This is a genomic window from Paenibacillus sp. 37, from assembly GCF_008386395.1.
GTDB classification, from domain to species: Bacteria; Bacillota; Bacilli; order Paenibacillales; family Paenibacillaceae; genus Paenibacillus; species Paenibacillus amylolyticus_B.
Genome location: NZ_CP043762.1, coordinates 400,112 through 423,251 on the forward strand (window position 1 = coordinate 400,112; position 23,140 = coordinate 423,251).

General features: G+C 37.6%; 15 protein-coding genes and 1 pseudogene. 12 read left to right on the plus strand and 4 right to left on the minus strand.

Going from position 1 to position 23,140, the window contains the following annotated elements:
- Positions 1–142: 142 nt before the first annotated feature.
- From F0220_RS31660 to F0220_RS31720, 12 genes are all read left to right on the plus strand, one after another.
- Positions 143–2,713, plus strand: coding sequence for a dynamin family protein (locus tag F0220_RS31660; protein WP_149847134.1), 2,571 nt, complete (start codon positions 143–145; stop codon positions 2,711–2,713).
- Positions 2,714–2,728: 15 nt separating this feature from the next.
- Positions 2,729–3,352 carry a hypothetical protein gene (locus F0220_RS31665; RefSeq protein WP_149847135.1) on the plus strand — a complete coding sequence of 208 codons (624 nt, stop codon included), beginning with the start codon at positions 2,729–2,731 and terminating at the stop codon, positions 3,350–3,352.
- Positions 3,349–5,175, plus strand: a complete 1,827-nt coding sequence (locus tag F0220_RS31670) for a dynamin family protein (protein WP_149847136.1) — start codon at positions 3,349–3,351, stop codon at positions 5,173–5,175. Before F0220_RS31665 ends, F0220_RS31670 begins: the two co-directional genes overlap by 4 nt.
- Entirely contained in the window at positions 5,172–7,010 is a 1,839-nt protein-coding gene (locus tag F0220_RS31675; RefSeq protein ID WP_149847137.1) for a dynamin family protein, read from the plus strand. The genes F0220_RS31670 and F0220_RS31675 overlap by 4 nt, the downstream gene beginning before the upstream one ends.
- A complete protein-coding gene (locus F0220_RS31680; RefSeq protein WP_149847138.1) occupies positions 7,000–7,488 on the plus strand; it encodes a hypothetical protein in 489 nt (162 codons plus the stop codon). Before F0220_RS31675 ends, F0220_RS31680 begins: the two co-directional genes overlap by 11 nt.
- The gene (locus tag F0220_RS31685; RefSeq protein ID WP_149847139.1) at positions 7,472–7,804 is read left to right on the plus strand and encodes a hypothetical protein; all 333 of its coding nucleotides are present in this window, start codon (positions 7,472–7,474) and stop codon (positions 7,802–7,804) included. Before F0220_RS31680 ends, F0220_RS31685 begins: the two co-directional genes overlap by 17 nt.
- Before the next feature lie 449 nt (positions 7,805–8,253).
- On the plus strand, positions 8,254–8,703 hold the full coding sequence (locus F0220_RS31690; RefSeq protein WP_149847140.1) for a hypothetical protein: 450 nt from the start codon (positions 8,254–8,256) through the stop codon (positions 8,701–8,703).
- 500 nt (positions 8,704–9,203) lie between these two features.
- Positions 9,204–9,497, plus strand: coding sequence for a hypothetical protein (locus F0220_RS31695; protein WP_149847141.1), 294 nt, complete (start codon positions 9,204–9,206; stop codon positions 9,495–9,497).
- A 1,421-nt stretch (positions 9,498–10,918) separates the two neighbouring features.
- Positions 10,919–11,665, plus strand: a complete 747-nt coding sequence (locus tag F0220_RS31705; RefSeq protein ID WP_149847143.1) for a putative phage abortive infection protein — start codon at positions 10,919–10,921, stop codon at positions 11,663–11,665.
- Positions 11,666–11,680: 15 nt separating this feature from the next.
- Positions 11,681–13,432, plus strand: coding sequence for a P-loop NTPase fold protein (locus F0220_RS31710; protein ID WP_149847144.1), 1,752 nt, complete (start codon positions 11,681–11,683; stop codon positions 13,430–13,432).
- A gap of 808 nt (positions 13,433–14,240) precedes the next feature.
- Positions 14,241–14,498 carry a hypothetical protein gene (locus F0220_RS31715; RefSeq protein ID WP_149847145.1) on the plus strand — a complete coding sequence of 86 codons (258 nt, stop codon included), beginning with the start codon at positions 14,241–14,243 and terminating at the stop codon, positions 14,496–14,498.
- A gap of 341 nt (positions 14,499–14,839) precedes the next feature.
- Positions 14,840–17,029 (plus strand): hypothetical protein, encoded by a 2,190-nt coding sequence (locus tag F0220_RS31720; RefSeq protein WP_149847146.1) that lies wholly within the window; start codon positions 14,840–14,842, stop codon positions 17,027–17,029.
- A 1,934-nt stretch (positions 17,030–18,963) separates the two neighbouring features.
- Here the strand turns inward: F0220_RS31720 and F0220_RS31725 are convergent.
- The 4 genes and pseudogenes from F0220_RS31725 to F0220_RS31740 form a co-directional block, all read right to left on the minus strand.
- Entirely contained in the window at positions 18,964–19,734 is a 771-nt protein-coding gene (locus F0220_RS31725) for a hypothetical protein (RefSeq protein ID WP_149847147.1), read from the minus strand.
- Positions 19,735–20,691: 957 nt separating this feature from the next.
- Positions 20,692–20,952 (minus strand): annotated as a pseudogene (locus tag F0220_RS31730) (cation transporter); the annotation flags it as partial.
- Positions 20,953–21,547: 595 nt separating this feature from the next.
- Positions 21,548–22,330 (minus strand): ABC transporter ATP-binding protein, encoded by a 783-nt coding sequence (locus F0220_RS31735; protein WP_149847149.1) that lies wholly within the window; start codon positions 22,328–22,330, stop codon positions 21,548–21,550.
- Positions 22,327–23,139 carry an ABC transporter ATP-binding protein gene (locus F0220_RS31740; protein WP_149847150.1) on the minus strand — a complete coding sequence of 271 codons (813 nt, stop codon included), beginning with the start codon at positions 23,137–23,139 and terminating at the stop codon, positions 22,327–22,329. Before F0220_RS31740 ends, F0220_RS31735 begins: the two co-directional genes overlap by 4 nt.
- Position 23,140 lies beyond the last annotated feature (1 nt).

Consider the following 23,140-nt stretch of genomic DNA (forward strand, 5'->3'; position numbering starts at 1 on the left):
GAACACCTATTTTTATGGTATTGTGGGAAATAAGTCGGAGTTATAAAATTTGACTTATTGTATTCCTTACCTAACTATTTAATCTACATCAACCATAATAAATGAAACTATATTTAACTATTACATCCCTTCAGGAGTTGCCATGAAAGAGAAAACACTGGTAAACGCTTTGTTAGCTATATTAAAGAAAGACGATATTGTAGAACGTTATTTTAGAGAAAATATTCGCTGGCTAGAGGATCGTACTCGTTATTGGCAAAAACATCACATACGAGTTGGATTAGTTGGCGTAACTAGTAGTGGTAAGTCGACTTTGCTTAATGCTCTTATGGGTGAATCTCTACTACCAACCGCAGTCAGACCAAGCTCAGGGATATTAGTTACATGTACAAAGGGTGAAGAAAACGAAGCGACGGTGTACTTTGAAAACGGTACCCCTAAAATATTCTCCGGTCCTATATTGGCCAATCAATTGGAGTACTTCGCCGACGAACGGCTTAACCCTAAAAATCATAAGGGAGTTACATATATTGAGCTTAAGTCATCCCAGTTTACAATCGATCCAGCCATTCAGATTGTAGATAGTCCTGGACTCGATGCTTATGGGCTTGAGCGACATGAATCTTTGACCATGGAAACCCTGTTACCCACAGTAGATGTGTGCTTATTTGTAGTGACTATGAAAGCTAATTCAGATGAATCAACGTATCGGGTTTTAAAATCCGTTAGTGACCATAACAAGCCTCTCATTATTGTTCAGAATATGCTGGACTCGGTAGAGCCAAAAAAGGGGCTACATGGAATCGTGTTGAAAACACGCGAGGAGATCGCTTTAGAACATAAGAACCGCGTAATGAGAATTGTTGGTAAGGTGGATATACAATTAGAGAATACAGCAATACTCGTCCAAGTCTCAGCAAAGCAAGCGCTGATGGGGCAGCAATCTCCAGGCAGTCATGAAAAATATGAGGCATCCCGGATTAGTCAATTGATCCATTCACTTCAACAACAAGTGGACCAGTTAAGACCTTTCATTGCACGAGAGAGGGTGCATCAATTAAAACGTCATGTGGAGGAAATGCTCCACTTAGAAATTGAGGGTCACGCTGGGATAGAGCAGGAATACATGAGACTGGAGACACGACGCAAACAACTTTACGACTGGGAAGAAGAAAAGCGTGATCTTTCGAAAATATTCATGAAAACCCGCGGATCGATGACGAATATGATTCAAAAGATCAAGACAACGTTTGATCGTACACTCGCTGAAATAGATGCTTTTGAGCAAACCAAAATAGATGACGCGGATCATAGTCTTCAGAGCTTGAAAAACGAAGTAGAGGGCGCAGAACAATTAGTCATTCAGACGGGACGAATTTATGATAGAAAAGTCAAAAGCTTGAGTAAAAAGCTGAATATCAACGAAGGCGACTACAAAGGTGATTTACTCCCAGGAATAATGCGTTCCTCTAATGCATTCACTGTCAGCAAAAAAATCATGCAAGAGACATATAAGGAGAGAAAGAGCGGATTATTTGGAGGTCCCTCTCGTTTTTTGGGAAAAATATTCAAAAAAGATAATTGGGGCTATGAGGAAAAAGAGCAAGACGTTGAAATTATTGACATAGAGGCGATTCGTCGCCGTCTTACGGATAATCTTAGTGAGATTGTGAATCCGTTGTCTGCTTTTCGAGATCAATGGGCACAGCGGATATCAGTGCAACTAGATATTGTCAGAAACGAAATCGAACGACGGAAGGAAGAATTCCGTATAAAGGTCGTTTCGATTGAAGAGAAACAACATATCCAATCTGTGATGAATGATATTAGAGATTTAATGGAGCAAGAGGGATATCCGATTGAAGTTAAGCCAGAAGAACAATCCCAATCGAATAGAGAAACTGCAGCGACTTCCGAAGTTTTGGATGAGGTACCTCTTACTGCACCAGTCACGGAGAAGAGTCGCTCAGTCATTGAGATCGACTCATCTGTGCTTGCGTTGTATACACTTAGTCACCAGTTGGTGATGAGTAGCTTTTCCGTTGTGTTTGATTTTGCACAGGGTTGGACGGACAATAGTAGTCCTATCTTCAGCACATCCGTTATTTGGGGCTGGGACGAAATTAGCTTATCCGATTTTTGTGTTCGTTTTCTCCATCGCCAGTTGAATGAAGAGGATCTAGAGCTCTTTCAGAAACAGGGATTTCTGTATAAGCACGTTGAGAATCATCGATACATTGTTGTCAATGAATATAAACTAAATGAGAATGCCAGAAAACAGCTGTTTAGTCTCCTAAATCATGAACCTTATCGTACTTATATGTTAGTAAATACAGTTCAGCAGGGTGCAACAATTAAACAGATCAAAACAAGTTTGATACATCAAGTCGATTTAACCAAAAAATCTATATTTCATTGGGTAAGTCAGTCCTTTACTGAGTTTATTGAAGGCGATAATGTAGCAGAAGGTCTGCGGAGCCTTATGGAAATCAGCGAGCAGCAACTTAATTGTAAAAAAGGACTTTATTTAATAAATCATCCCAATCCAATTTATTCACTGTTACTCACCGAACTTTCACTGAAGAAACAGATGACGATTGATGATGAAAGGAAACTCCAAGCCGCATTGTCAAAAACGTGTGCGCATCTTGTAGTGGATCAAAGTATCCTACAAAATTGCGCAAGCTTAATGAGGGCTTATATAGAAAATTAAGGGAGCAATTTAAGAATGAGCAATTCCATTTTGATTGAAGTTGACGAAATGACACGTAAAATTATGGAAACATTGCAAACTGAAATGCATGAAGGGAGTCAACGTGCATTGGGACATATGAAAGATGACATTGTTACTTCCATTGAGTCCGTGCAAAGAATTTTAAAGCAGTTCGAACATTCAAATCAGCGTCTTACCAATGATTCTCACGAACAAGTAGAATCTTTACGTAGAGATGTTGATCAGATGCAACAGAGTGTCAACGGAATCACTTCTTCTATTCAAGGCGAGCTAGATACAGTGTCTCAGAGATTACTTGATCAAATCACGAAACTGAGTCAGCGAATGGATACCATTTCAACGACATTAAATCAATTTATGGAATTAACGGTACAGATTCCGCAAGTTACGACTTCACTTCAAGCAATTCAAGAACAGTCTGTCGGTCTTAGCGAACAAGCGATACAGCAAGCGGAGGACACATCCCGAATCCTTGAGATATTGCACGAACAACAGAAGCAAAATGCTGCGACCCAGGAGTTGCTCATAGCAGAAATTCAGAAACTAGAAGATGAGATCGCATGGCACAATAGACCATTACTTAAAAAATGGTTTGGCGGAGGGAAGAAAACTAAATGAACATTAATTTACTAAAGGAACTCGTTTTACAGCCTAATCTGATCCGATTAGCAGATACATATACCCCCTATTTAACTATTGAAGGTAAACAAACGTATAAAGACATTTTGGAAGCTAAGCTAAATAATTTAGAGACTGGAGAGTTTTTAATTCCGGTACTGGGTATTCAAGGAACGGGGAAGAGTAGTTTGCTTAACGCGTTGCTCATGGAAGATCTGGTTCTACCCGTTGACGCTGACGAAACTACATGCATACCAGTTGAAATTAGATACGGTCGTCATAATGATGGGGAAGTTCATGTCTATTTTGAAGGACGAAACGATATTGAACGTTTCTATGACAAGACCAAAATGGAACAATATGTGCACAATCGTTTCAATCCTGGAAACGAAAAACAGGTCTCACATATTGTGATCTACAAAAACGATAATCTATTAGCCAATCAAGTTGTATTGGTAGATCTACCCGGCGTAGGAAGTATGACTGCTCGTAATGTGGAGACCACCATGCACTATATTGAGAAATTATCTGGCGCAATCTTTTTACTGCGGACCGTTCCTCCAATTACACGTCCTGAACGAATTTTCCTCACTCATACCTGGCCTAAGCTTTCAAATGCTTGGTTTATTCAAAATCAGTGGAACGATGAGAGCAAGGAAGAAGTTGCCGATGGTAAGGAACATAACCTCGCGATTATCAAAGATATTGCTACACAAACCAAGACAAAAGCCCCTGAGGATCTTCGTATTATCAATGTATATAAAGGACTTAATGCCAGATTAGAAGATGATCTGCCAGGATATCAAGCTTCCGGTATGCAAGAACTCCGTCTGATGTTGGAAGATGTATCGTCCAACTGGAAATCTGTTCTAACAGAAGGATTCAAGTTGTATATTCGGAATCTTGTACAAGCAATTCTAAAAAAAATAGACGAGCGCCATAATGATCTAGATTTGAGTGCCGAGGAACTTCGTGCGAAATATGCAGCACAAGAACGAGAATTTGATGAAGTGGTAAGCCGGAATAAACGGCGAATTGCAGATTATTCCGACAAACTATATGATCATCGGATGTTAATGAGCGATTATGCGATAACGGTCAGCAAACAACAAGAGGAGAACCTGCGGAGTGAGATGCGACGAATTATTGGATCTGGTGTAGTAGACGGAGAATTGTTGAATCGTGCTTTCACCGAAACAAGAGATTCCTTGATGGAAGATACGTTGGAAGAGTTCTCGTTGAAATTGTTCGAAATTCAAAAGGATACTTCTGTGCTGCTGGAAGATTTGGAGATTCAAGATATCAATGGAGAGTTTGACAAAACTAGTGAATTCCATAAAAAGGAATCCTTCAAGTTTGAAAAAGCAATCCCATCTTCATTTGGTATCGCTGGTAGTCTGCTAGGTCTTAAAGTTGGAACTCTTGTCGGAAGTGCCTTAGGACCTTTGGGTTCAGTAGTTGGCGGTATAGGTGGTGTGGTCGTTGGAACCGGAATCGCCATCCTTTCCTCTTGGTTAGGAATCCAGGCAAAGAAAAAGATTGTGGAGGTTAGACAGAAATATACGCTTCAAGATCTTGAGGAGCCGATTCGTAGCTTCCGCCACATGCTCAAGACCCACATAGAAACCGCATGTGACGAGATGTTTGATCGTTTAGATGCAGAACTACGTGTATTTAAGAAGCTACAAGAGGATTCTCTTCGAAATGATAGGACTACTCACAGCCATATTCTTCAACAGAGTGAGGCTGATGTAGAGAAAACTCGGAAACAGTTGGAAGAGGAAAGTACATTTATAGTTCGTTTGGAGGAACAACTCGTATGATCGATTTTAACGTGTTAAATGATCGAATGCAGGCGATTAGCACGCTAGCAACTCGTTTAGATCATGAACCTATACAAGTCTTAGCTCGTTTCCTATCTGAACGAATTGCTCACCCTGAAAGTTTTGTAGTCATGTTAGGTGAAACCAGTAGTGGAAAAACGACGCTCCTCAATGGGCTACTCGGAAAGGAAATGCTTAAAACAAGTGCTAAACCAACAACAGGCACGATTGTGGAAGTGATGAGTAACCCTAATGAAGATGTTCAACGAGAAGTAGAGACCTATTATGCGATCAATAAAGATGCCACAATGGAAGAAATTTCACTAACTACTTTTGGAAGTCTTGCCCTTGAGCCTGATGCTGATTTGCACCGTCTACGTGTGATCGTACCAACTTTTCCTCATGACCTGCGAGATATGCGTCTCTTTGATACACCAGGTTACGGCAGTATAGTAGAACATCATGAAGCAGTATTGAAAGATTTTATCCCGAATAGTGATGTTATTGTTTACGTTGTATCTCATCGAATTGGATTTAAACAAAATGATTATGAATTTTTGAAGTATGTCAATGAACTGATTGGCCCCGATACAGAAGTGTTACTCGTCATTAATCGTGTACCGGAAGGGATTGGGGCGAGTGATACACGTATTGAGGAAATTCGTGGGTATGCAGAGGACTGCCTGCATCGGAAACTTCGTCTCCAGCTCGTGCGAAGCAGTTATAGGGAAGGGCAACCTGTGCTACCTAGTGAAGCTGGATTATGGAACGATATTCATCAGATCTTGGAACAGGAAGAGCGAAAGGAAGCACTCCAGCGTGCGTTTATAGCGTATCAGGACGATATCTTGCTGGAGATGAAGGGACATGTAGTGCAGCGGTTAGTGGCGCATCAGATGTCAGCAGAAGAAGAGCAGGACGTATTAGATGCCATGCAGCCACTTCTTGAAACAGAGGAACGGGCACTAGAACGGATTAACGTCGTTTTTGATAAGTTAAATGGTCAATTAGCGAAGCTGTTTGACGGTGCAGCTAATACTATTAAAGGCAAAATAGACATTGAACTAGATGATACTAACAAATGGGCCAGCAAAGATGAGTGCATTGGTTTCGTTCAGAATCATATGTTTCCACTCCATGTCAAGAACGAGACCAAAAGCATTTCGAATTGGATTCAAGATGAATTGGAGCGGCTCGATGAAGAAATCTTTGCCATGCTAAATACGGCTGTTGTGGAGTTTGAAAAGAAAGTAGTATTGAAATCTAACTTGTTCCAACCGCTACTTGTAAACATCAGCAACCGACTTGCCCATAAAGCAGCGGGAAACGGTTTGAACGCTTTTTTTAAACAATTCGGGGGAGCGGGTGGAGCGGGAGCAGGCGTGGCCAATGCAGCAAAGAAGGGGCTTAAACAGGTTGGGAAAATGTTTAATAAGACCTTTTCAAGGGATACTCATAATGCTCTAGCATCATTTCTAAAGAAGATGGGTGCCACTTCGACGAAAGCCGTAACTGCAGCAGCTGCCGTTATTGTTGAAGGTATATTTTATATGATTGATTCATTAACCTGGCAACCAACCTTAAAGAGGCACATTAGAAAAGCACTAGATACATGGCGTGATGAAACCATAACAATGGTGAGCAAAGATCTTACACAGTTAAAAGAACATAATATGGAAAATGTACGAGCATATTTTGAAGTATATCGAGAAAGTATGCCTGAAAAAAAACATGAACTCACCCAAGATGTCCAATTATTACAAGAAATGGTTTTTGACATTAACGACATATTGAGCCAAAAAGATACGATCGAGGTGACACATTATGAAAGATAATAGGCATACAGATCTACATGGAAGTTTGCCACTATCGAAAAAGCGGCGTGAATCAAAAGTCATCGATGCAAATGATATAAGTGACAATAATGTTATTGTAGTCCGGAATCAGAACAGTGAGTTATTTAAACAACAAGCCGCCTTGAAAGCGCTGGAATCCATTCCCGATTTATTGAACTTGGCAATGTCATTGGTAGATATCAAAAAGACAGCAGTCCAAGCAGATTCTGTTGTGAAAGTTATTCGTGAGCAGGGTGAGTTTCTACAGAAACAAGCGGACGTTCTCGTAAAGACAGAAATCGCTCGAAGAAATTCATTAGCTACTAAGAGTGAGGCGATTCAAGGTTTATTACAGGATTTGTATGGAAGTCTAAACACCCTTCAGACAGGTGATGAGGTGAAATTGGAACTGATAGGACTTGTAAATCGTTCTATTCAAATTCTATTAGAAGATAAAGATAATGAACATGAGAAATGATTTCCTTGGAGGTATTAACGCTATTCTAGAGCTTATACGAAGTAAGAAATATCAAGAAGCCCAAGAACGGGTCAGTAAAGAAAAGGAACGATTTACTCAAGTAGAAGTTCGTGAACGACGGCGGCGTGTAGATGCTTTGATTCAATCTATTGTTCAAATTGATGTACAGATCCAAACCATAACAAACCAAATGATGTTGATAGACGGTCCTGGTGCAAAAGAGTTAAATGAAACCATCAAGGATTTTGTCATTGAATTAAAAGCGGAGAAAGCAAGGCTACAAACCCAAAAACGAGTATCAGCGAGAGCGAAGTGATTTCATAACAACTCGGTTGCTGCTTGTTCATTAAATAGTCTATAAAAAAACATCCTAAGATGGCTAAGATCTTGTTTATTATCTAATGAATATTTATGTATTAAATCCTTACGAGCTAAGGAGTTTTTGTTTAATTAAACTATCACCGAGTTATGGCGATATTCCTTATGAATTCTGGTTATATGAGAAATTATGGAAATTATTCTTTTTAAGCAATTAAAGATACTTTATGTGTAAAGGTTTTAAGCATGCTAATGATAGCCTTTCCTTAAATATTATTTTTAGAAAAATGGTCAACGATAGAGAACGTTCGTTCTCTATTAGGTCATGAAATAACATAGTATTATACCAATAGAGAATAAGAAGAAATTGGCTTTAAGAGTGATGAAGAAAATACGATTAATAATAACTTTACTTTATAAACAATAATCAGTGAAAGGGTGCACGAAATGCAGATTTCCATATATGATAATTCCCAATTGTACATAAGCCTCAAAGATAAGAAGATACATAAGCATGAAGGTTCTTTAGCAGATATCAAATGTAAATTGCTTTATGACTCGAACGACAATTTTATCGGAATTAAAATTTTGTGTACATTGTCTGACACGGGAGAGAATATTGTATTGCCAGAAGTTGGACCAATCGAGTTTCCAATGCAAAAAGCTATCGTTACTCAAAATGAGGATGGGATTAATTTAGTCTTTGGTAAGGATGTAGTAGTCCATAAAGAGGTGGAGAACGAATGCATTATTGATTTGTGTCATGCTGGTATTACAGGGATTGAACCAATGCCATATACGCATATTGGAGGCAGAGAAGTCATCAAACCATTTATCATACGTGATACCCCAGGTACATCTGCTCCGATGTGGTACGAATTGGAATTGCCGAGTTAGGAAGTACTAAAGTAAACAAGGAAATTCCCAAGCTGTTTAGAAACGTTTTGTTGCCAAACATTACGCTAATTTGTAGATTAAACAATATTGCCACCACTGAAATCGTCATATCTATCATTATTAAATTAATAATACGCTGGATGTTAAATGTCTCTGGGTCGTTTACGTAACATTAAAACTTTCCTCATACAGCAGCAGAATCAATAATAACGTAGAGAAAGAGTACGAGTAGTTCATAACTGTGATATTTTTAGTAATCACCATCGTTAAGAATGAATAATGGGGTATTATGTAATTATATGGTATGGTCTTCCTATCAACAGACTGAATGACAAATTTCGCCGTTCGACACGAGACCGACTGTCCCTACGGTATCAAAGAAGTTAAATTTCGCCGATTGATTAACGCATTGCTGTAAACATGTTATCACACCAAATGTAATAAAACTAAACGTCGATTTTGGCGAATACACTCGGCCAGAACCGAAAGGAGAAAAATATATGCGAACCATCGCTTACCCCAATATCTATCAAGGCTACAATAATGGGAACATCTATATCATCACAGAATCTGAAACGGACGGTCAGTTCAATGTCTATCAGTTGTTTGACGAGTATAATGATTATGCAACAGCTTCCGATATCCGTGCTGCACAGTTGTCACTTAAAAATGTTCCAGACGAAGAAATCATTGTCGCTATTCAGGGCAAAGAAAGGAACGCTTTTTTGATTATGAATCAAGTCGATCATCATGAAATGAATTCTTTCAAACTCACTCTCGACGAAATTCTATAGTAAATTCATAGAATCCGGCCCAGTTATCACGGGACCGTTTTTTTATATCTGGTATTTCAAAAGAATCATTACCAGAGGGATTTTAAACGCTTAACTAAGAGCATTTTGGTTTTCGCTTTACGGGATCGATGGCAAATAAAGAACATTCAATTCTTTGGATCTCAAGTTCACTGGACAAAATCCAACCCAATAACCTTAAGCCAATACTCGGAAACGATAACGACATGTACTGCAATCGGACTCTTTTTCTCTCGATAAACTAATCAGGGTCCCAGTGCTCCTAACTACATGATCGCTTAACTTCGTTGTTGAATTTAGGTTTAAGGTCAACGGATACTTTTTCAACTCTGAGGAAAAACACATCAATACCCACTCATTAGTATTGAGCAGCAGTTCATATCAGGATCTGCTTCGGTTAATTTGACTAATCCAAAGGGGGTTAAATATAGTTTTATGGGCTTATCTTTCAAGAAAATCAAGTGAATATTCAAAGGAGACAACGAATCAAGCCACCCCAATTTATGCCTAGTTATACAACCAAGCTCTAACATATTCTGCATGGTCCGCTTTCATGGAAACCATAGCTCTGTAGAAAGTTTGTTGAACTAACTCCTCAGTTGTCTCCGGAGAACCACACAATCGGTATAGATAGAGAACACGGAGGAATGGTACTGCATATATAGTTCGGTACATAGATCAATACTCATTTCAAGTTTCTTCTTCCTTCACTTTATACAACGGGGCAGATCAACTAATGATACTGTGAGATAGAAATTTATAAAAGAATTATTAGAATGCATATCATTTAGGAGAAATTTAAGATTTCTGTCCATATAAGGTTGCATCGGGTTTAATGTTGTAATTCATTCACAAATAATGAATCTTAATTTGTACACGGAAGTCAAGTACAACTGAGCTTAACGATAGATACTAATGAAAAAAGTTACGTTCTTAAAAATGACATTATTGTAGAGCAAAGTAAAACTAGAAGTGAATTTAATCTCACTCAACTTAACAAGATATATATTGCCGATTTGCGCAGTTGAGAATCTTGGCGCTCGTCAAGCCATATATATCTTAGTCATTAGGCAAAGCCGGACGATTTTTCAAAGAATGATCAATCTACTCAAGCTTAGGCGAGCAATAAAAGATTTATCTCGGTATTGATAAAGTGATTAAGCCTCATGGGAGTTCGACTTAAGAGATCTAACTGTCATTCGAACTTCAATCAGGAATCGGGGTGATGAGTTTTTTAACTTCTAACCGATAGTTTATCTTCCGAAAATGGTAACCATATATTTATTTATCAGATACTGTATGATATGATACTCAGGAAAATTGTACCAGTTAGAGGGTTTGGATCGTTACCTCAATATTGGTACTCGCATCAATCTATTTAGATCATAGTGGAGGAATTATAAATGATAGAGTGGGTAAGAATCCCAAAGTTTTTAATTATTATGTTTATTTCATTTGTAGGAATATGGATTTTTATTCCATTTATACTATTGGTCATATCAACATTCACAAATATATCAATGCTAAAAATCCCTACGGTAAATATTGAGAAAACGGCTCAGTTAGGGGATACATTCGGTGTTGTGAATGCTCTTTTCTCTGGACTAGCTTTATCTGGCCTCATTTATACAATATGGACTGAGAGATTAAACAATAAAGCTCAGAGCTTTGAAAATCACTTCTTTCAACTCCTTAACTTTCATCATACGATCGTTTTCGATTCTGGAGGGAATGTTAATGAATTGTTTGACCGTATTTGTCAACAAATTAAGCAAACTTGTGAAAATCTAAGAAATGCGAAAAGTCAAGTAAATAAGGAAGTTTTAGTTGAGACTTATAAAAGGAATTATAAGATGTATCATGCAGTTATGAGTCATTACTTCCGTAATTTAGAACACATGATAAAGTACATTGATGAGTCTGAAATTGATAATAAAAACAAGTATTATAAAATTCTTTTTTCACAGTTATCAGAATATGAAATTATTCTTCTTGCATACCACGGTTTGACTGATAAAGGTTCAGCTTTAGCTTTTAGGGATTATATAATTGATCATAAATTACTAAAAGAGTTGGATCATATTGAGCATGGAGAAGCTGGTGAGATTTTGAAAGTAGAATATACAAAGCTTAGCAAGAGTTCTAAGTAAGGAGAGGAATTAACATTGAAAGCAGATTCCACTAGTAATGTTATAGAAAATTATTTACAATCACGAGAAATTAACTATGCTTTAATGATTGATCAAGTATGGGGAGCAGGAAAAACATATTATTGGAATAATATGATCGTTCCTTATTTAAACAAAGAAGGTATGATTCCATGTTACATAACGTTAAATGGAGTGAAAACACAGGAAGAGTTCTCTTCTCGAATGGCGCTAGGGTTCAGACAGGCTGTATTTTTGAAGTCAGAACCTAACCCGCTCGAAATAGAACAATATCTTGATACTGAGAAACTATGCCTTTGTATTGATGATCTCGAACGAGCTGAAATGGAAATATCAAATATATTTGGGCATGTTAATTTATACGTTGAACATAAACAAATAAAAACGATTTTTCTTTGTAATGAGGAAAAAGTAAAAAAAACAGATCTTGAAAGATATTTAGATTACAAAGAAAAAATAATTGGAAAGACTATTCGTCTCGAACAAAATTTATCATATGCTATAAAACAAATGATCGATGAATTATACAAAAATAGTAGAAATAGCGACTACCATGTATTCTTAATTAAAGTTACTGACGTGATAGAAGAACTTTTAATAATTACTGAAAAAAATAAAAGAAATAAAATGAGAAAAGCTATTAATCTGCGAATACTAAAGCGTGCCCTCATTGACTTTCACAAGGTTTATAACACATTTGATGAAACGATCCATAATACCGTAAAGATCCAGTCTTTACTTTTTACTTTGATGCTGTCCATAGAGATGCAATATAAGGATATTAGTCATGCATTGAGCGTTGTAGAAACTTATAATGAAAGAGTATTTTATCAAGCAAATTATAATGAGAATATTGAAGGGTCATTTCACGGAATGTTTGGAAAATATCACAAGCATTCGATGTTCAGAGAACTAATTTATTATTATCCATCGATCAGTCGTTACCTAAGAACAGGAAGCCTTGACGAAAAAGAATTTAAGGAGAATTTCTCTCAAAGCAATGATGAAAAAGAAACAGATCCGGAAAAGATTTTGTGGGGCCCGTATTGGGAGTTAGAGGATGAAGTATTTCTGAATGCTATCGGTACTGTGATGAAAAAAGTTGAAGCTGGACAATATGAACTCTATGAGTTCGGGAATATATATGCACATATTGGCAATTTTAAAGATAAGAATTTACTTCCACGAATTTACTACGAAAATCCTGATCTACTAAGTAGATTCAAAGCATCGATTGACTACAAGTTTAAAACATTGAGTGAAGATTTCAATTTTAAAAACGTGCAAAGCAAGCTTAATTCTAGGGTCAATGAAATAAATAATTATGTTAATGATAAAATCAAGGGGAAGAAAATAGAACAAAATGCAATCTTAGCAAAAGACCTAATAACATATCTTGAGACAAGCCCAGAAAAATTCGTGAATAAAATAAATGATTTAAATAAAACAGCATACGATGTACCTATTTTTAAATATATTGAAGAGGACAGATTTATAGAAGGCTTAAAGAAACTAAATAATAGCGCACTGGACAAAGTACGAGCAGCTATTTACTATCGATATCAGAATTATTCCACTAACCAAATTATAATTGGAGATATTGACCCATTAAAAGAAATTGTTAAAAAACTTAAATCTTATATTTCTTCAAAGAACAATGTTGAATCAGTAGATTGTCCTATTCCATTATCAAGCCATTTACTTCAAAACTTATGTGATACTTTAGATGAGATCATTCAAAAGACATAAGTACAGTTCCGGATTTATTTTCTGGACTATTAATTCAACATCAAGCCTCTGCATACATTATATTCACCCACTCTAAGTAAGTACATGTGACTTAACGTAAATAAATTCCTTAATTCACTACTGTAGCAAACACATATGCAATTGCTTTTTGATTTGCAAATGTCCCATAACAGTCTAGTGGTCTGTATCCCACACTAGGAGTTGAATAACTTAAGCACTTAACCAAATTGCTATTGTCCACAGTAAATATGATTTTGGGAATTTCCCGTCATAATTATCAATGGAAAATTCAGCTTTGCATGGACTACATCTAGATTTTTAAGTTCCTTTATATTGTGAATAATTCGTTGTGGGAAAGGAGGCAACATAACCTCAAGTCTATAACGTAACCGAGACATTATGTTATCTTTTATATAATGTATCTCTCCTCATCTGTGGTTTTTCAATGACTGCAAATCGAGGAGGAGTTTCCTAAAAAGAGTCATACTTTTCATAAAAAGATATGCTTATTGTTCTGAATCGAAGTGGGAACCATGAAGGGGGTTACTACTTTTTCAGTAATGCACCAGATGGAAGAAATTTCTTGACTTTTTATAGTTCTCCTTTTATAATTTTATTAAACTAAATACCCCTTGCGATCAAAACTTATAAAAGCATCCCGAGAGGGAGCTAACAAGTAGGATGCGCGTTGGAAAGTTTGGCCAGGACATTTTCAAAGAAATGCACCTTCCTTTCTGTTCTTATCCGCCCCTACCTTTGTAGCGTGGCGGTTTTTGGTTTTAATCCGAACAGAGAGGAATTATAACGAATGAAAATTATTGGAGATCTACAAAAAGACTCATCAGAGGTAACACTGGCGTTTTCTAATGTTAGTGGAGATACCACAGTAACTGCTGAATTTGCCGCAGACCGACTTTCAAAACTTACCATTGGCGGAAGTAACTTCACAACTGTATCTTTAAACATCGTGCATAAGAATACACCTTGGAAGAGTTGGGTTGGGAAACTTACTAAATTAATCCGCCTGGTCTTTCTCTTAATCACTATTTACCCACACATAATTTGACTTAATTTACACATATATTGTAGTAACCAATAAAATGATATTATCCATAAACATGAAAAATGTAACCGTAGTCAAATGAGAATAAGAGATGTTTTCTCCCCTAATCTGAGAATCTTTTCTAAGCAGGGGAATGTTGGGTGAAGGTATCATGAAGTCAAGGCAATATAAGTTTCATTGCCTTGACTCCCTCACATTCGGCTTGCAATTAACACTTATTTGCATTAGGTATATTGTCTGTCTCTAATCCGCTTGGCTCATTTCATTTTATGTTATAGGAACAACATTACCGTTTATCCTAGGCGATCTTTAGAATTGATTAAAAAAGAAAGGGATGTGTCCAAATGAAAATGATTGAAGTTTTACAGAGCGACCCTTCTAAGGTAACGCTTCGACCTAGCGGCGTTACCGCACTCCTGGTAGCTCCAACTGCTAGTGGGAAAACCACAGTTGCTGCTGAGTTTGCCGCATATAACGCTTCCCGACTCCTTAAACTTAACATTGGCGAAAGTAGTTCCACAATCGTAGACAGGCACTTGGTGTATACCAGTGCTCTCTCACATCACATTATTGTCAGTGTAAAACCTAAAAGTACTTTTGTGCCTCTACCTGAGTTTACTGGGCGTATTACCTCTCAATTAGTGGAACGTCTAGCGATTACGAACAAGAAACTTCGAATGATAAACATTTCTGAAATAGAAAATGAAGTTGAGAAAGATCTAGAAAGAGCATTCAACAAAACTATGAATACTCACGCGGAATACTCTCTTCTAGCCCAAAAAGTTATTGAGAAAGCGATAAAAGACTTAATCGTTCCAGTTGCCTCATTTATAAAGTCTTATGGTCTTGATATTTACAATTATGCTGCAAATAGCCTCGATGTAGACGAAGCAGCCAAAAACTCAAAAAAAATGAGAGACGCTATTAAAACTAGACTCCATGAATTTATCCAGAACAACTTGGACATCCAGAGTGTATTAAATTCAGTATATACTCATTTGAATATAGCTTTGGAGGACTATTTTCATTCTTTCTTTGCTAAGCAAGATAAAGCAGGAGACGATTTTTATTTTAAGATAATTGATGTTGATGATTTGATTCAACACAAGGAGTTTATAGTAGCGTTTTTTTCCAATAACAATGTCCATAAGGGTTCCAAGCTTTCTATAGAAGTTCTTTGTGATGAGATTGTAATTCATATCCCGATGAAGGACACAATTGTGCAAAATATCCTGGCAAGTAAGAAACAGCATGATAATCGATCAGTGTATGAGGATTTTAGTCAGAGTATTATTAGTTTTACACTGATTGATACTCAAGGACTTTACCATGAAGCTTCTGATGAGGATCTGGAAATAGACCGTTTACGCCATATGCTGTATAACACAAGATATGATGCTTTGATTTGCTTAACTCCTTTATTTGGAAATTCTAACGATGCGAAATTTCAACTTTTAATGTCCCAGGAGTTGTCTAAGTTCAAGAAGAATGTTCCAGTGTTTTTCCTCGGCAATAAAGCTGATCAGTATGTAGATAGCTTACGAAAAGACCATATGACAGCAACTGAGGCCATGGAGGACCTCTTTAATGATGACACATCAGAGTCATCCGAACTGGATGTGCTTCTAAGTGTCGTTGAACGTGCTAGGGAAACAACTGAATCTTTTACCACAGCACTTAGAGAACGTAAGCAAGGTCTAATCTCCGTGTTGCCAGTGATGTTTAAAGATCCTGTGAATCAGCAGGATAAATCCTTACTTGATCCAAAGTTTAGTGCCAACACTGTTATTAACAACATTGTAAAAATTGTTGAAGACAATTTGTTGCAATCTGCTACATTCATAAAATTCAAGTATCATGAGACGGGCTGGTCCCAAAGACCTTTCGTAGTGGATATTGGAAAATTAGTTCAACTTCTCCACGAAACTTGGTTAAAGAAAGAAACATATAGTCAAGTTAGGAAACCGGCAATTGAAAACATTGATCAAAATGTGGGTTTAAGACCCCATGGTAATGGATTTAATGCTCTCGTGGTTCGTTTGAAGAGAGGAGAAGGATGGGACTCCAATATTCGTGTGGACTATTTCAAACACCATGATTCTTTCCATGTCCGCTTCCCTGCAAATTTAGCCAACTTACTGTCAGCTGAGTTTATTGCTGAATTGGCTAATACAGCGGTGGAATATTACGGTGAATTTGATGATAAAGGGAAGAAAGAGTTTATTACCTCAGTTATTCAGTTTTTTAACTGGGGAAAATATCAGTTTGTTGCTGATGTGCTCTACCATCATACGTTCACCAAAGCTTGGAGTACGAACTATTCTAATACGGACGTTTTTAACGCCTTTTTGAAACAATCTGAGCGTATCTTTCAAGTTGATTCTGAGCAGTTCAATATTTACGCTGATCATTACCCAATCAAAGATCATAGTTCTGCGGACACTGAAGATGTGCAGAAGCTTATTGTTGCATTACAGCGGCAACTTGAAGAGGCATTGTCTCTAGTATTCAACATGAATGTGTATAAAAATTAAATTGATATATCAGGACGGGAGGGACGCTGTATAAACAGCGTCTTTTTTTGCACTGAGAGGTTCAATTTTTTTAGATTATCACAATCCAACGCTTGAGAGGGATCTCTTTTTCATAAACTTGGAAAATAGTAGCCTATTTCAGTTGATATGAGTAGTATGGTGGGAGTGATCAGACTTCTATGGAATAGCCTGATTTCTGAAAAAATATAAACCCCATTTTTACATTTGAATTGAAACGAATAATAGTGCAGGTAGAAGTGAATTCCTACAAGTTCAAGGGAAATTTTCATATATAACCTGGAGATGGAATACAGCTTTGTAACGAGTTTAACGAACTTTCATATTCCTAAAATTCAATTTGAAAAGTTTGGACCCAATAATCAGGAGCGTTACAAGATCTGATAGGATCGCCATATCAATTCCGCGAATTTGTGATTATGATATCTTGTAATCCGGATAGTATCATAAAAATATTAGATCGTTAAAGAGAAGATCGATCATGTTATTGGCAAAGTTTAATGAAAACAGCAACTCTTCAATGCCTTCTAAAGGACATACGAAATCTCGCGTAAAAGGAAAGGAACAATTTGTTGAACGGTTTCCCATGGAACAACTAGTTGCTATGATTATTAGAAGAATCAAGTATTCATTCTAAAGAAACCTTCATTTATCGGTTAGAACGAAAGAATATTTTGTCTGGGTTTGGTGGCGGGAACTCTTCTAAGTTGGTATTTATTGTGCAAAGGATGGTAAATACTACTACAAAGGATATGTGACAAGAAAAAGCTGCTAGAAGGCGACTCCTTACAAGAGGAGTTTAAAACTAAGGGAATATATCCTTAAGACTATTAATGTAGCGAAACAGGGCTTGATTCACGAAATTCCATCAGGTGAACTACTTTTGGATATGGTCCTCGTTAAGATTATAAATATTTATTTGCCTGAGCACTTTTTTTATATTTACTCGGGAGATAATCTTGTTCCATTGGCGGAATAAAGTTAGAAGCAAAATGAATTTACGAGATACTTCCAATGTGCTTATCAATACATAGGCTCTTAAGGTATTGAGTGGCAAGAATCCTTCCAGGACTAGACAATGTGGCCATAGGGACTTATCTATGGAATTAAAATAATGTAGACAAGAAACGCTCTTATTGAGTGAGTGGTTACACCTACGGAGGAGAAAATTCACAGCTACAAACATTCCTAGAGAAAACATTCACTGAACCGACCAATGAAGATGTCGAATGTTTCTTCAGTCACATCACGGAACAGGTCAACGACCTTTTTCGGATCAAACTGCACACTTCTCGAAGGGAAGCAAGATAGTTGTATTAATAGGTGGTTGTCAATATCTTACTTATTACGACCCTAAGAAATTATTATCAGGGTCCGGTATATTGAGAAATTGATGCAAGCGGTGGGTGAGGTACTTAAATAGATTTTAAGTACCTTTATAGAAGGAAGCATTTAGACATTCACAGATGAGCTTAGGTTACCAAGAATGATATTCACCAGCAGTTCTTATACCTTGTTGTGAAGAGGAACTTCAGACAGTTAATTGAAATATTGAATCATTGGGAAAGGTGTTATATTGACACCTATGGAGATATAGCATATAGCCTTCATATTGATTACGTTGTTTTTGAAAGAATGCCAGTGTGCTCAAGAAATATAGCGTGCGATCGATTAGTTTGCAAACCTAATTGTAACATTGTAAGTGACTCTCAGGATTAAAAATTTATTAGCCCAATGAACCTTTGGAAAAAGTATTTGGACTAGACGGAGATAATCCGTTACAAATTCCCATCTCGCTGCCAGTCATATTTATCTTTGCATCAAAATAAGATTAATTAATCCGTGATTAGTTGACTAAATGCAAATTAAAAGGGACACCTAGTGTTAATCACTAGGTGTCTTTATCATTCTAAAACTTAGAAAGTTTTTATTGTTCTTAGAATCGTTGCCAATTGAAGATACTTATTAGGCTTAGCGAAAAAAATTGGCTCAATATTCCTTCTAAATATCCAGACGTTAATAGTGGCTACTGGGATAAGAGTCGCTATAATCCCAAGCGCTATAATTAAGTCTGAATCAGTAAACATCTTATTTAAAAAAATATTCCATAGAGGAAATAAGAACGCTGTAAAAATAGCCACAGGTAACCAGCGTAATTTTCGGAGGCTTTCGCTACGTTCCATGTAGTAGCCAATAAGATAATCAATAAAATCTGAATTCATCTTGCCTTTACTTTTCAGATATGTGTGAACCGCATCACACTGGATAGAAAAGAGGACGTCTTTATTGAAGTTAAGGATCCAGAAATTTACTAGGAAGGAAAGGTCACTATACTCCTTTTTGATATAAAAGTTTGAAGCAATGCTTGATCCAATAACACCACCTATTCCTAATAAAAAAAGAACAACATAAGCAATACCAAACAGATATGATGTATCTTTGCCTGTCCATACTTGATAGATCATGTTACCTAAAATAGAAAAAAGTAAAATGATGAGTGCTATGATAGCAATTGATTCAAAAACCTTGGCTTTGGTACTCATGAGCTTCTTAAATCTAGAGTTTACTTTTAAAACAACAAACAGATCTCGTTTGATAATCTGGTCTTGCACTGATTCATTTGACAGTTTTTCGTTTCGCTCACTTTTGATATTTACTTGTCTTATGTATCTATACATACTTGGCATCGTAATCCCTCCCTAGAAACTATATCGGATAAATTATTAAGACTCATTAGGATCTTCTGTGAGTAGATTGCATAATGGATCGGGCTGCTAACTTTCTTTCGTTTTGACTGTTTCTTTTTTGTATAGCTTTTTTATAAATATTCAAATTCTAGGTGACTCCGCATTGGCTGGTCAATCTTGTCCTTCTGTTTCCCTAATCTCCCCCAAAGATATTTCTTTAGGCTTATTAAAGCCCTTATTCATATTGTCCAACTAAGTGTACCGAAAGAACGCATATCGGTTGTAGAAGCAGTAAATACCAAAATCTGTAGTCTTGTATTAGAAGAAAGTTACAATCTATATCGATCATTTATGAATGTGATAGATAAAGATACTGATGATGACTATATTTATCAACTTTTTGATGAAGCTCGAAAGTGTGCTACTGTAGATGAGTTTAATGCATTTATACTACGTGAAGTAAAAAGAAGGATTTGTTAAATCAGAAAGGTGAGGTGGGCACATATGAGTAAATAATTTAAAAATTATATCATTAGGATTTCTGAAGGGGTTATTAAACATCGTGAAAGTATTAAATTGATTGTTATCATATTGGCCATTAGTGCATTAGTTCTAACAGGAATACTTTGTGTCCCTAAAGGTATTCCTTAAAATTGCAAAATATGCAAAATATGATCCATGCTTTATTTGGAGCAATTCGTCAGTTTAAAATACGGATACATAATAGAAAGAAAGAGATTTCATGAATGTCACGGGACAATGTTCTTGTCCCAAGCTGAGTATTTTTAATTTTTTGGTACAAGTTCTTATTAACCATTCAATTGTTGCAGCAGACAAAAAAACTTTGCATACATTTACACAAAATCAGGATTTTGTACACATGTCTAATAAAAAAGCTGTTACTATAAATTATTTAGTTTATACTTTAAAGTAGACACATTATTTTTATATAGCTCCACCAGGCAGCTTGGTAAGGCCTTTCTCAATTCGCGCTGAACATGCAGCGCATGTCATGCCTGTAATATTCAAGTCAACAGATTCGGTGACGGTCTGGAAGCCCAGAGCCTCCACTTTGTTCCGAAAATCATGTATACCGATATTAGCAGGATCATAGGATATCGTCGCCTTCTCCATCGCAAGATTGACGTTAGCTTGCTGTACACCCTCCATACGAGATAATCCCTTCTCAATACGAGATGAACATGCTGCACAAGTCATCCCCTTAATTAGAAGGGTCGTTTGCCACAGTGCAGGGTCATCATCTGTATCGGAAGGATGGGTTGAGTTAGATGTGGAAAGCTTGTCCATAATTCCGGTCTCCTTTTTTGAACATGTTTGCTCCATCCGTTCGTGTTGATTCAGTAATAGACGGGTTGAACACTCGTTGTAACCAACCAGATACATCATACTTGAATAAGAATAAACAAAGGATGACTCATAAGAGCTATCTCCAAGCGATTTTAGTTCACAAATGAAAATAATATATGAACTTTTTCACCAAAACATAGGAGTCTGGTTCCAAATTCATGTCGTTGTAACAATCCTTCCGTTCATCTTTGCAAATCTCAGCATGGTACTGCTGGTTATGGAACTTTCCCCCCCGCATCGCAGATCGTCCAGTTATAGAACTTCGAAACTATCCCGAAACTGCCGAACAAAACTCTGGTGCAGCTTATTCAAGATAATACCAAAAAGCTCGGATAACACTGGCTGATTAACGAAAAAATCCGCCCCCTTCGCAAAAGCGTCGGGAGCGAATTTCTATTTTACAGATAAGTTTCGTTCAACGGATCTGTATTAGTATTATAGGATTTTAAAATCGGTATTTATGAACTAATTGTTGCGTATAAGAATGCCTCTCAATTGAGAACAAAGCTTCATTAGCAAAATGGTCGATGATTCGTCCCTGCTGTATCACCATAATTCGATCGGATATGCGCTGGATTGTAGCCAGATCATGTGAAATAAATAAACAGGCAAATCCGATGTTTTTTTGCAGTATCATAAGCATCTCGATGATCTGAGCTTGTGTAATCATATCCAGACTGGATGTGGGTTCATCCATGATAATCAGGGATGGCTCACTGCTTATTGCTCTGGCAATAGCGACTCGCTGCTTCCGTCCTCCACTGAGCTCATGGGGATACTGATGCAGGAGACGCTCTGGTAGCTCTACCATATTCAGTAGCCGTTTGGCACACTTTAGCCTGTCCTGTCTGCAGTCTTGGACCATTACCGGTGTTCGATTCTTTAAGGTGTCCAGCGGTTCCATCACAGAATCAATGATCCGCAGTCTGGGATTGAGACTCCATGCAGGATTTTGAAACACGGCCTGAACTTGGCCCTCAAGGGCTCGATAAGCGGAAGCAGTCCTTGGTTGTAACATCTCTCTTCCCTGAAACCACATTTGCCCGGAATCGAACTTCTCCATCAATAAAATGCAGCGTGCCAGTGTACTCTTTCCGCTCCCGCTTTCTCCGATCAGCCCCACACATTCTCCTCTATGAAGACTGAAAGAAATTCCGTCGATCGCCCTTGTCTGTCCAGGGTAGGTCTTGATCAGGTTTTGAACGGTAAACACAGCTTCTTCACTCATGATAATCCACCTCGTTCCGCAACGATGCCAGGTTCAGCATAAGACAGTATGGATTCGGCTGCCAAAAGCTTTTGAGTGTACGGATGTGTGGTTTGTGTCAGCACGTCCTCAGCCGTGCCGGATTCCAAGATTCGACCTTCCCGCATAATGACAATCTGATCCGCGCAGCGTCTTGCCAGCTTCAGATTATGTGTGATGAACAAAATGGAGCAGCCTGTCTTCTCTCGAAGTCGAATGAGCAGATCGAGTATTTCTGCCCCCGTAACCCAGTCCAGCGCAGACGTGGGTTCATCCGCAATCAGCAGTTTAGGTTCAAGCAGCATCGCCATCGCGATGGATACCCGCTGCATTTGTCCGCCACTTAGCTGGAACGGATAGCTGACAACAACCCGTTTGGCAGGCAGGGAAACGTCATTCAGAGCTTGCGCTATCCGATCCTTCCTTTGCTGGCGTCCCCATGTATAATGAACCCTAAGCGTCTCATCCAATTGTTTTCCTATCCGAAGAAACGGGCTAAATACACCTGTATAGTCTTGAAATACATACGCGATTTTTTTGCCGCGCAGCCCATTCATCTGTTTCTCGGGTAATTCGGATAAAGACTGGCCATTAAACGTGATTTGTCCAGCTATATGGCGCACCCCGTTTGGAAGCAAACGCCCGATCGATAAGCCTGTAAGTGTTTTTCCACTTCCGCTTTCCCCAATGACAGTTAACCAGTCGCCCGCTTTAATGGATAAATGCATATCATGAATAAGGGTCTGTTCTCCAGCCACTAACCGGAGTCCTTTTATTTCGAGTAAACTCATC

Coding starts and splice junctions, on each gene's coding strand:
- F0220_RS31660 (WP_149847134.1), top strand. CDS start 143: ATGAAAGAGAAAACACTGGTAAACGCTTTGTTAGCTATATTAAAGAAA.
- F0220_RS31665 (WP_149847135.1), top strand. CDS start 2,729: ATGAGCAATTCCATTTTGATTGAAGTTGACGAAATGACACGTAAAATT.
- F0220_RS31670 (WP_149847136.1), top strand. CDS start 3,349: ATGAACATTAATTTACTAAAGGAACTCGTTTTACAGCCTAATCTGATC.
- F0220_RS31675 (WP_149847137.1), top strand. CDS start 5,172: ATGATCGATTTTAACGTGTTAAATGATCGAATGCAGGCGATTAGCACG.
- F0220_RS31680 (WP_149847138.1), top strand. CDS start 7,000: ATGAAAGATAATAGGCATACAGATCTACATGGAAGTTTGCCACTATCG.
- F0220_RS31685 (WP_149847139.1), top strand. CDS start 7,472: ATGAACATGAGAAATGATTTCCTTGGAGGTATTAACGCTATTCTAGAG.
- F0220_RS31690 (WP_149847140.1), top strand. CDS start 8,254: ATGCAGATTTCCATATATGATAATTCCCAATTGTACATAAGCCTCAAA.
- F0220_RS31695 (WP_149847141.1), top strand. CDS start 9,204: ATGCGAACCATCGCTTACCCCAATATCTATCAAGGCTACAATAATGGG.
- F0220_RS31705 (WP_149847143.1), top strand. CDS start 10,919: ATGATAGAGTGGGTAAGAATCCCAAAGTTTTTAATTATTATGTTTATT.
- F0220_RS31715 (WP_149847145.1), top strand. CDS start 14,241: ATGAAAATTATTGGAGATCTACAAAAAGACTCATCAGAGGTAACACTG.
- F0220_RS31720 (WP_149847146.1), top strand. CDS start 14,840: ATGAAAATGATTGAAGTTTTACAGAGCGACCCTTCTAAGGTAACGCTT.
- F0220_RS31725 (WP_149847147.1), bottom strand. CDS start 19,734: ATGCCAAGTATGTATAGATACATAAGACAAGTAAATATCAAAAGTGAG.
- F0220_RS31735 (WP_149847149.1), bottom strand. CDS start 22,330: ATGAGTGAAGAAGCTGTGTTTACCGTTCAAAACCTGATCAAGACCTAC.
- F0220_RS31740 (WP_149847150.1), bottom strand. CDS start 23,139: ATGAGTTTACTCGAAATAAAAGGACTCCGGTTAGTGGCTGGAGAACAG.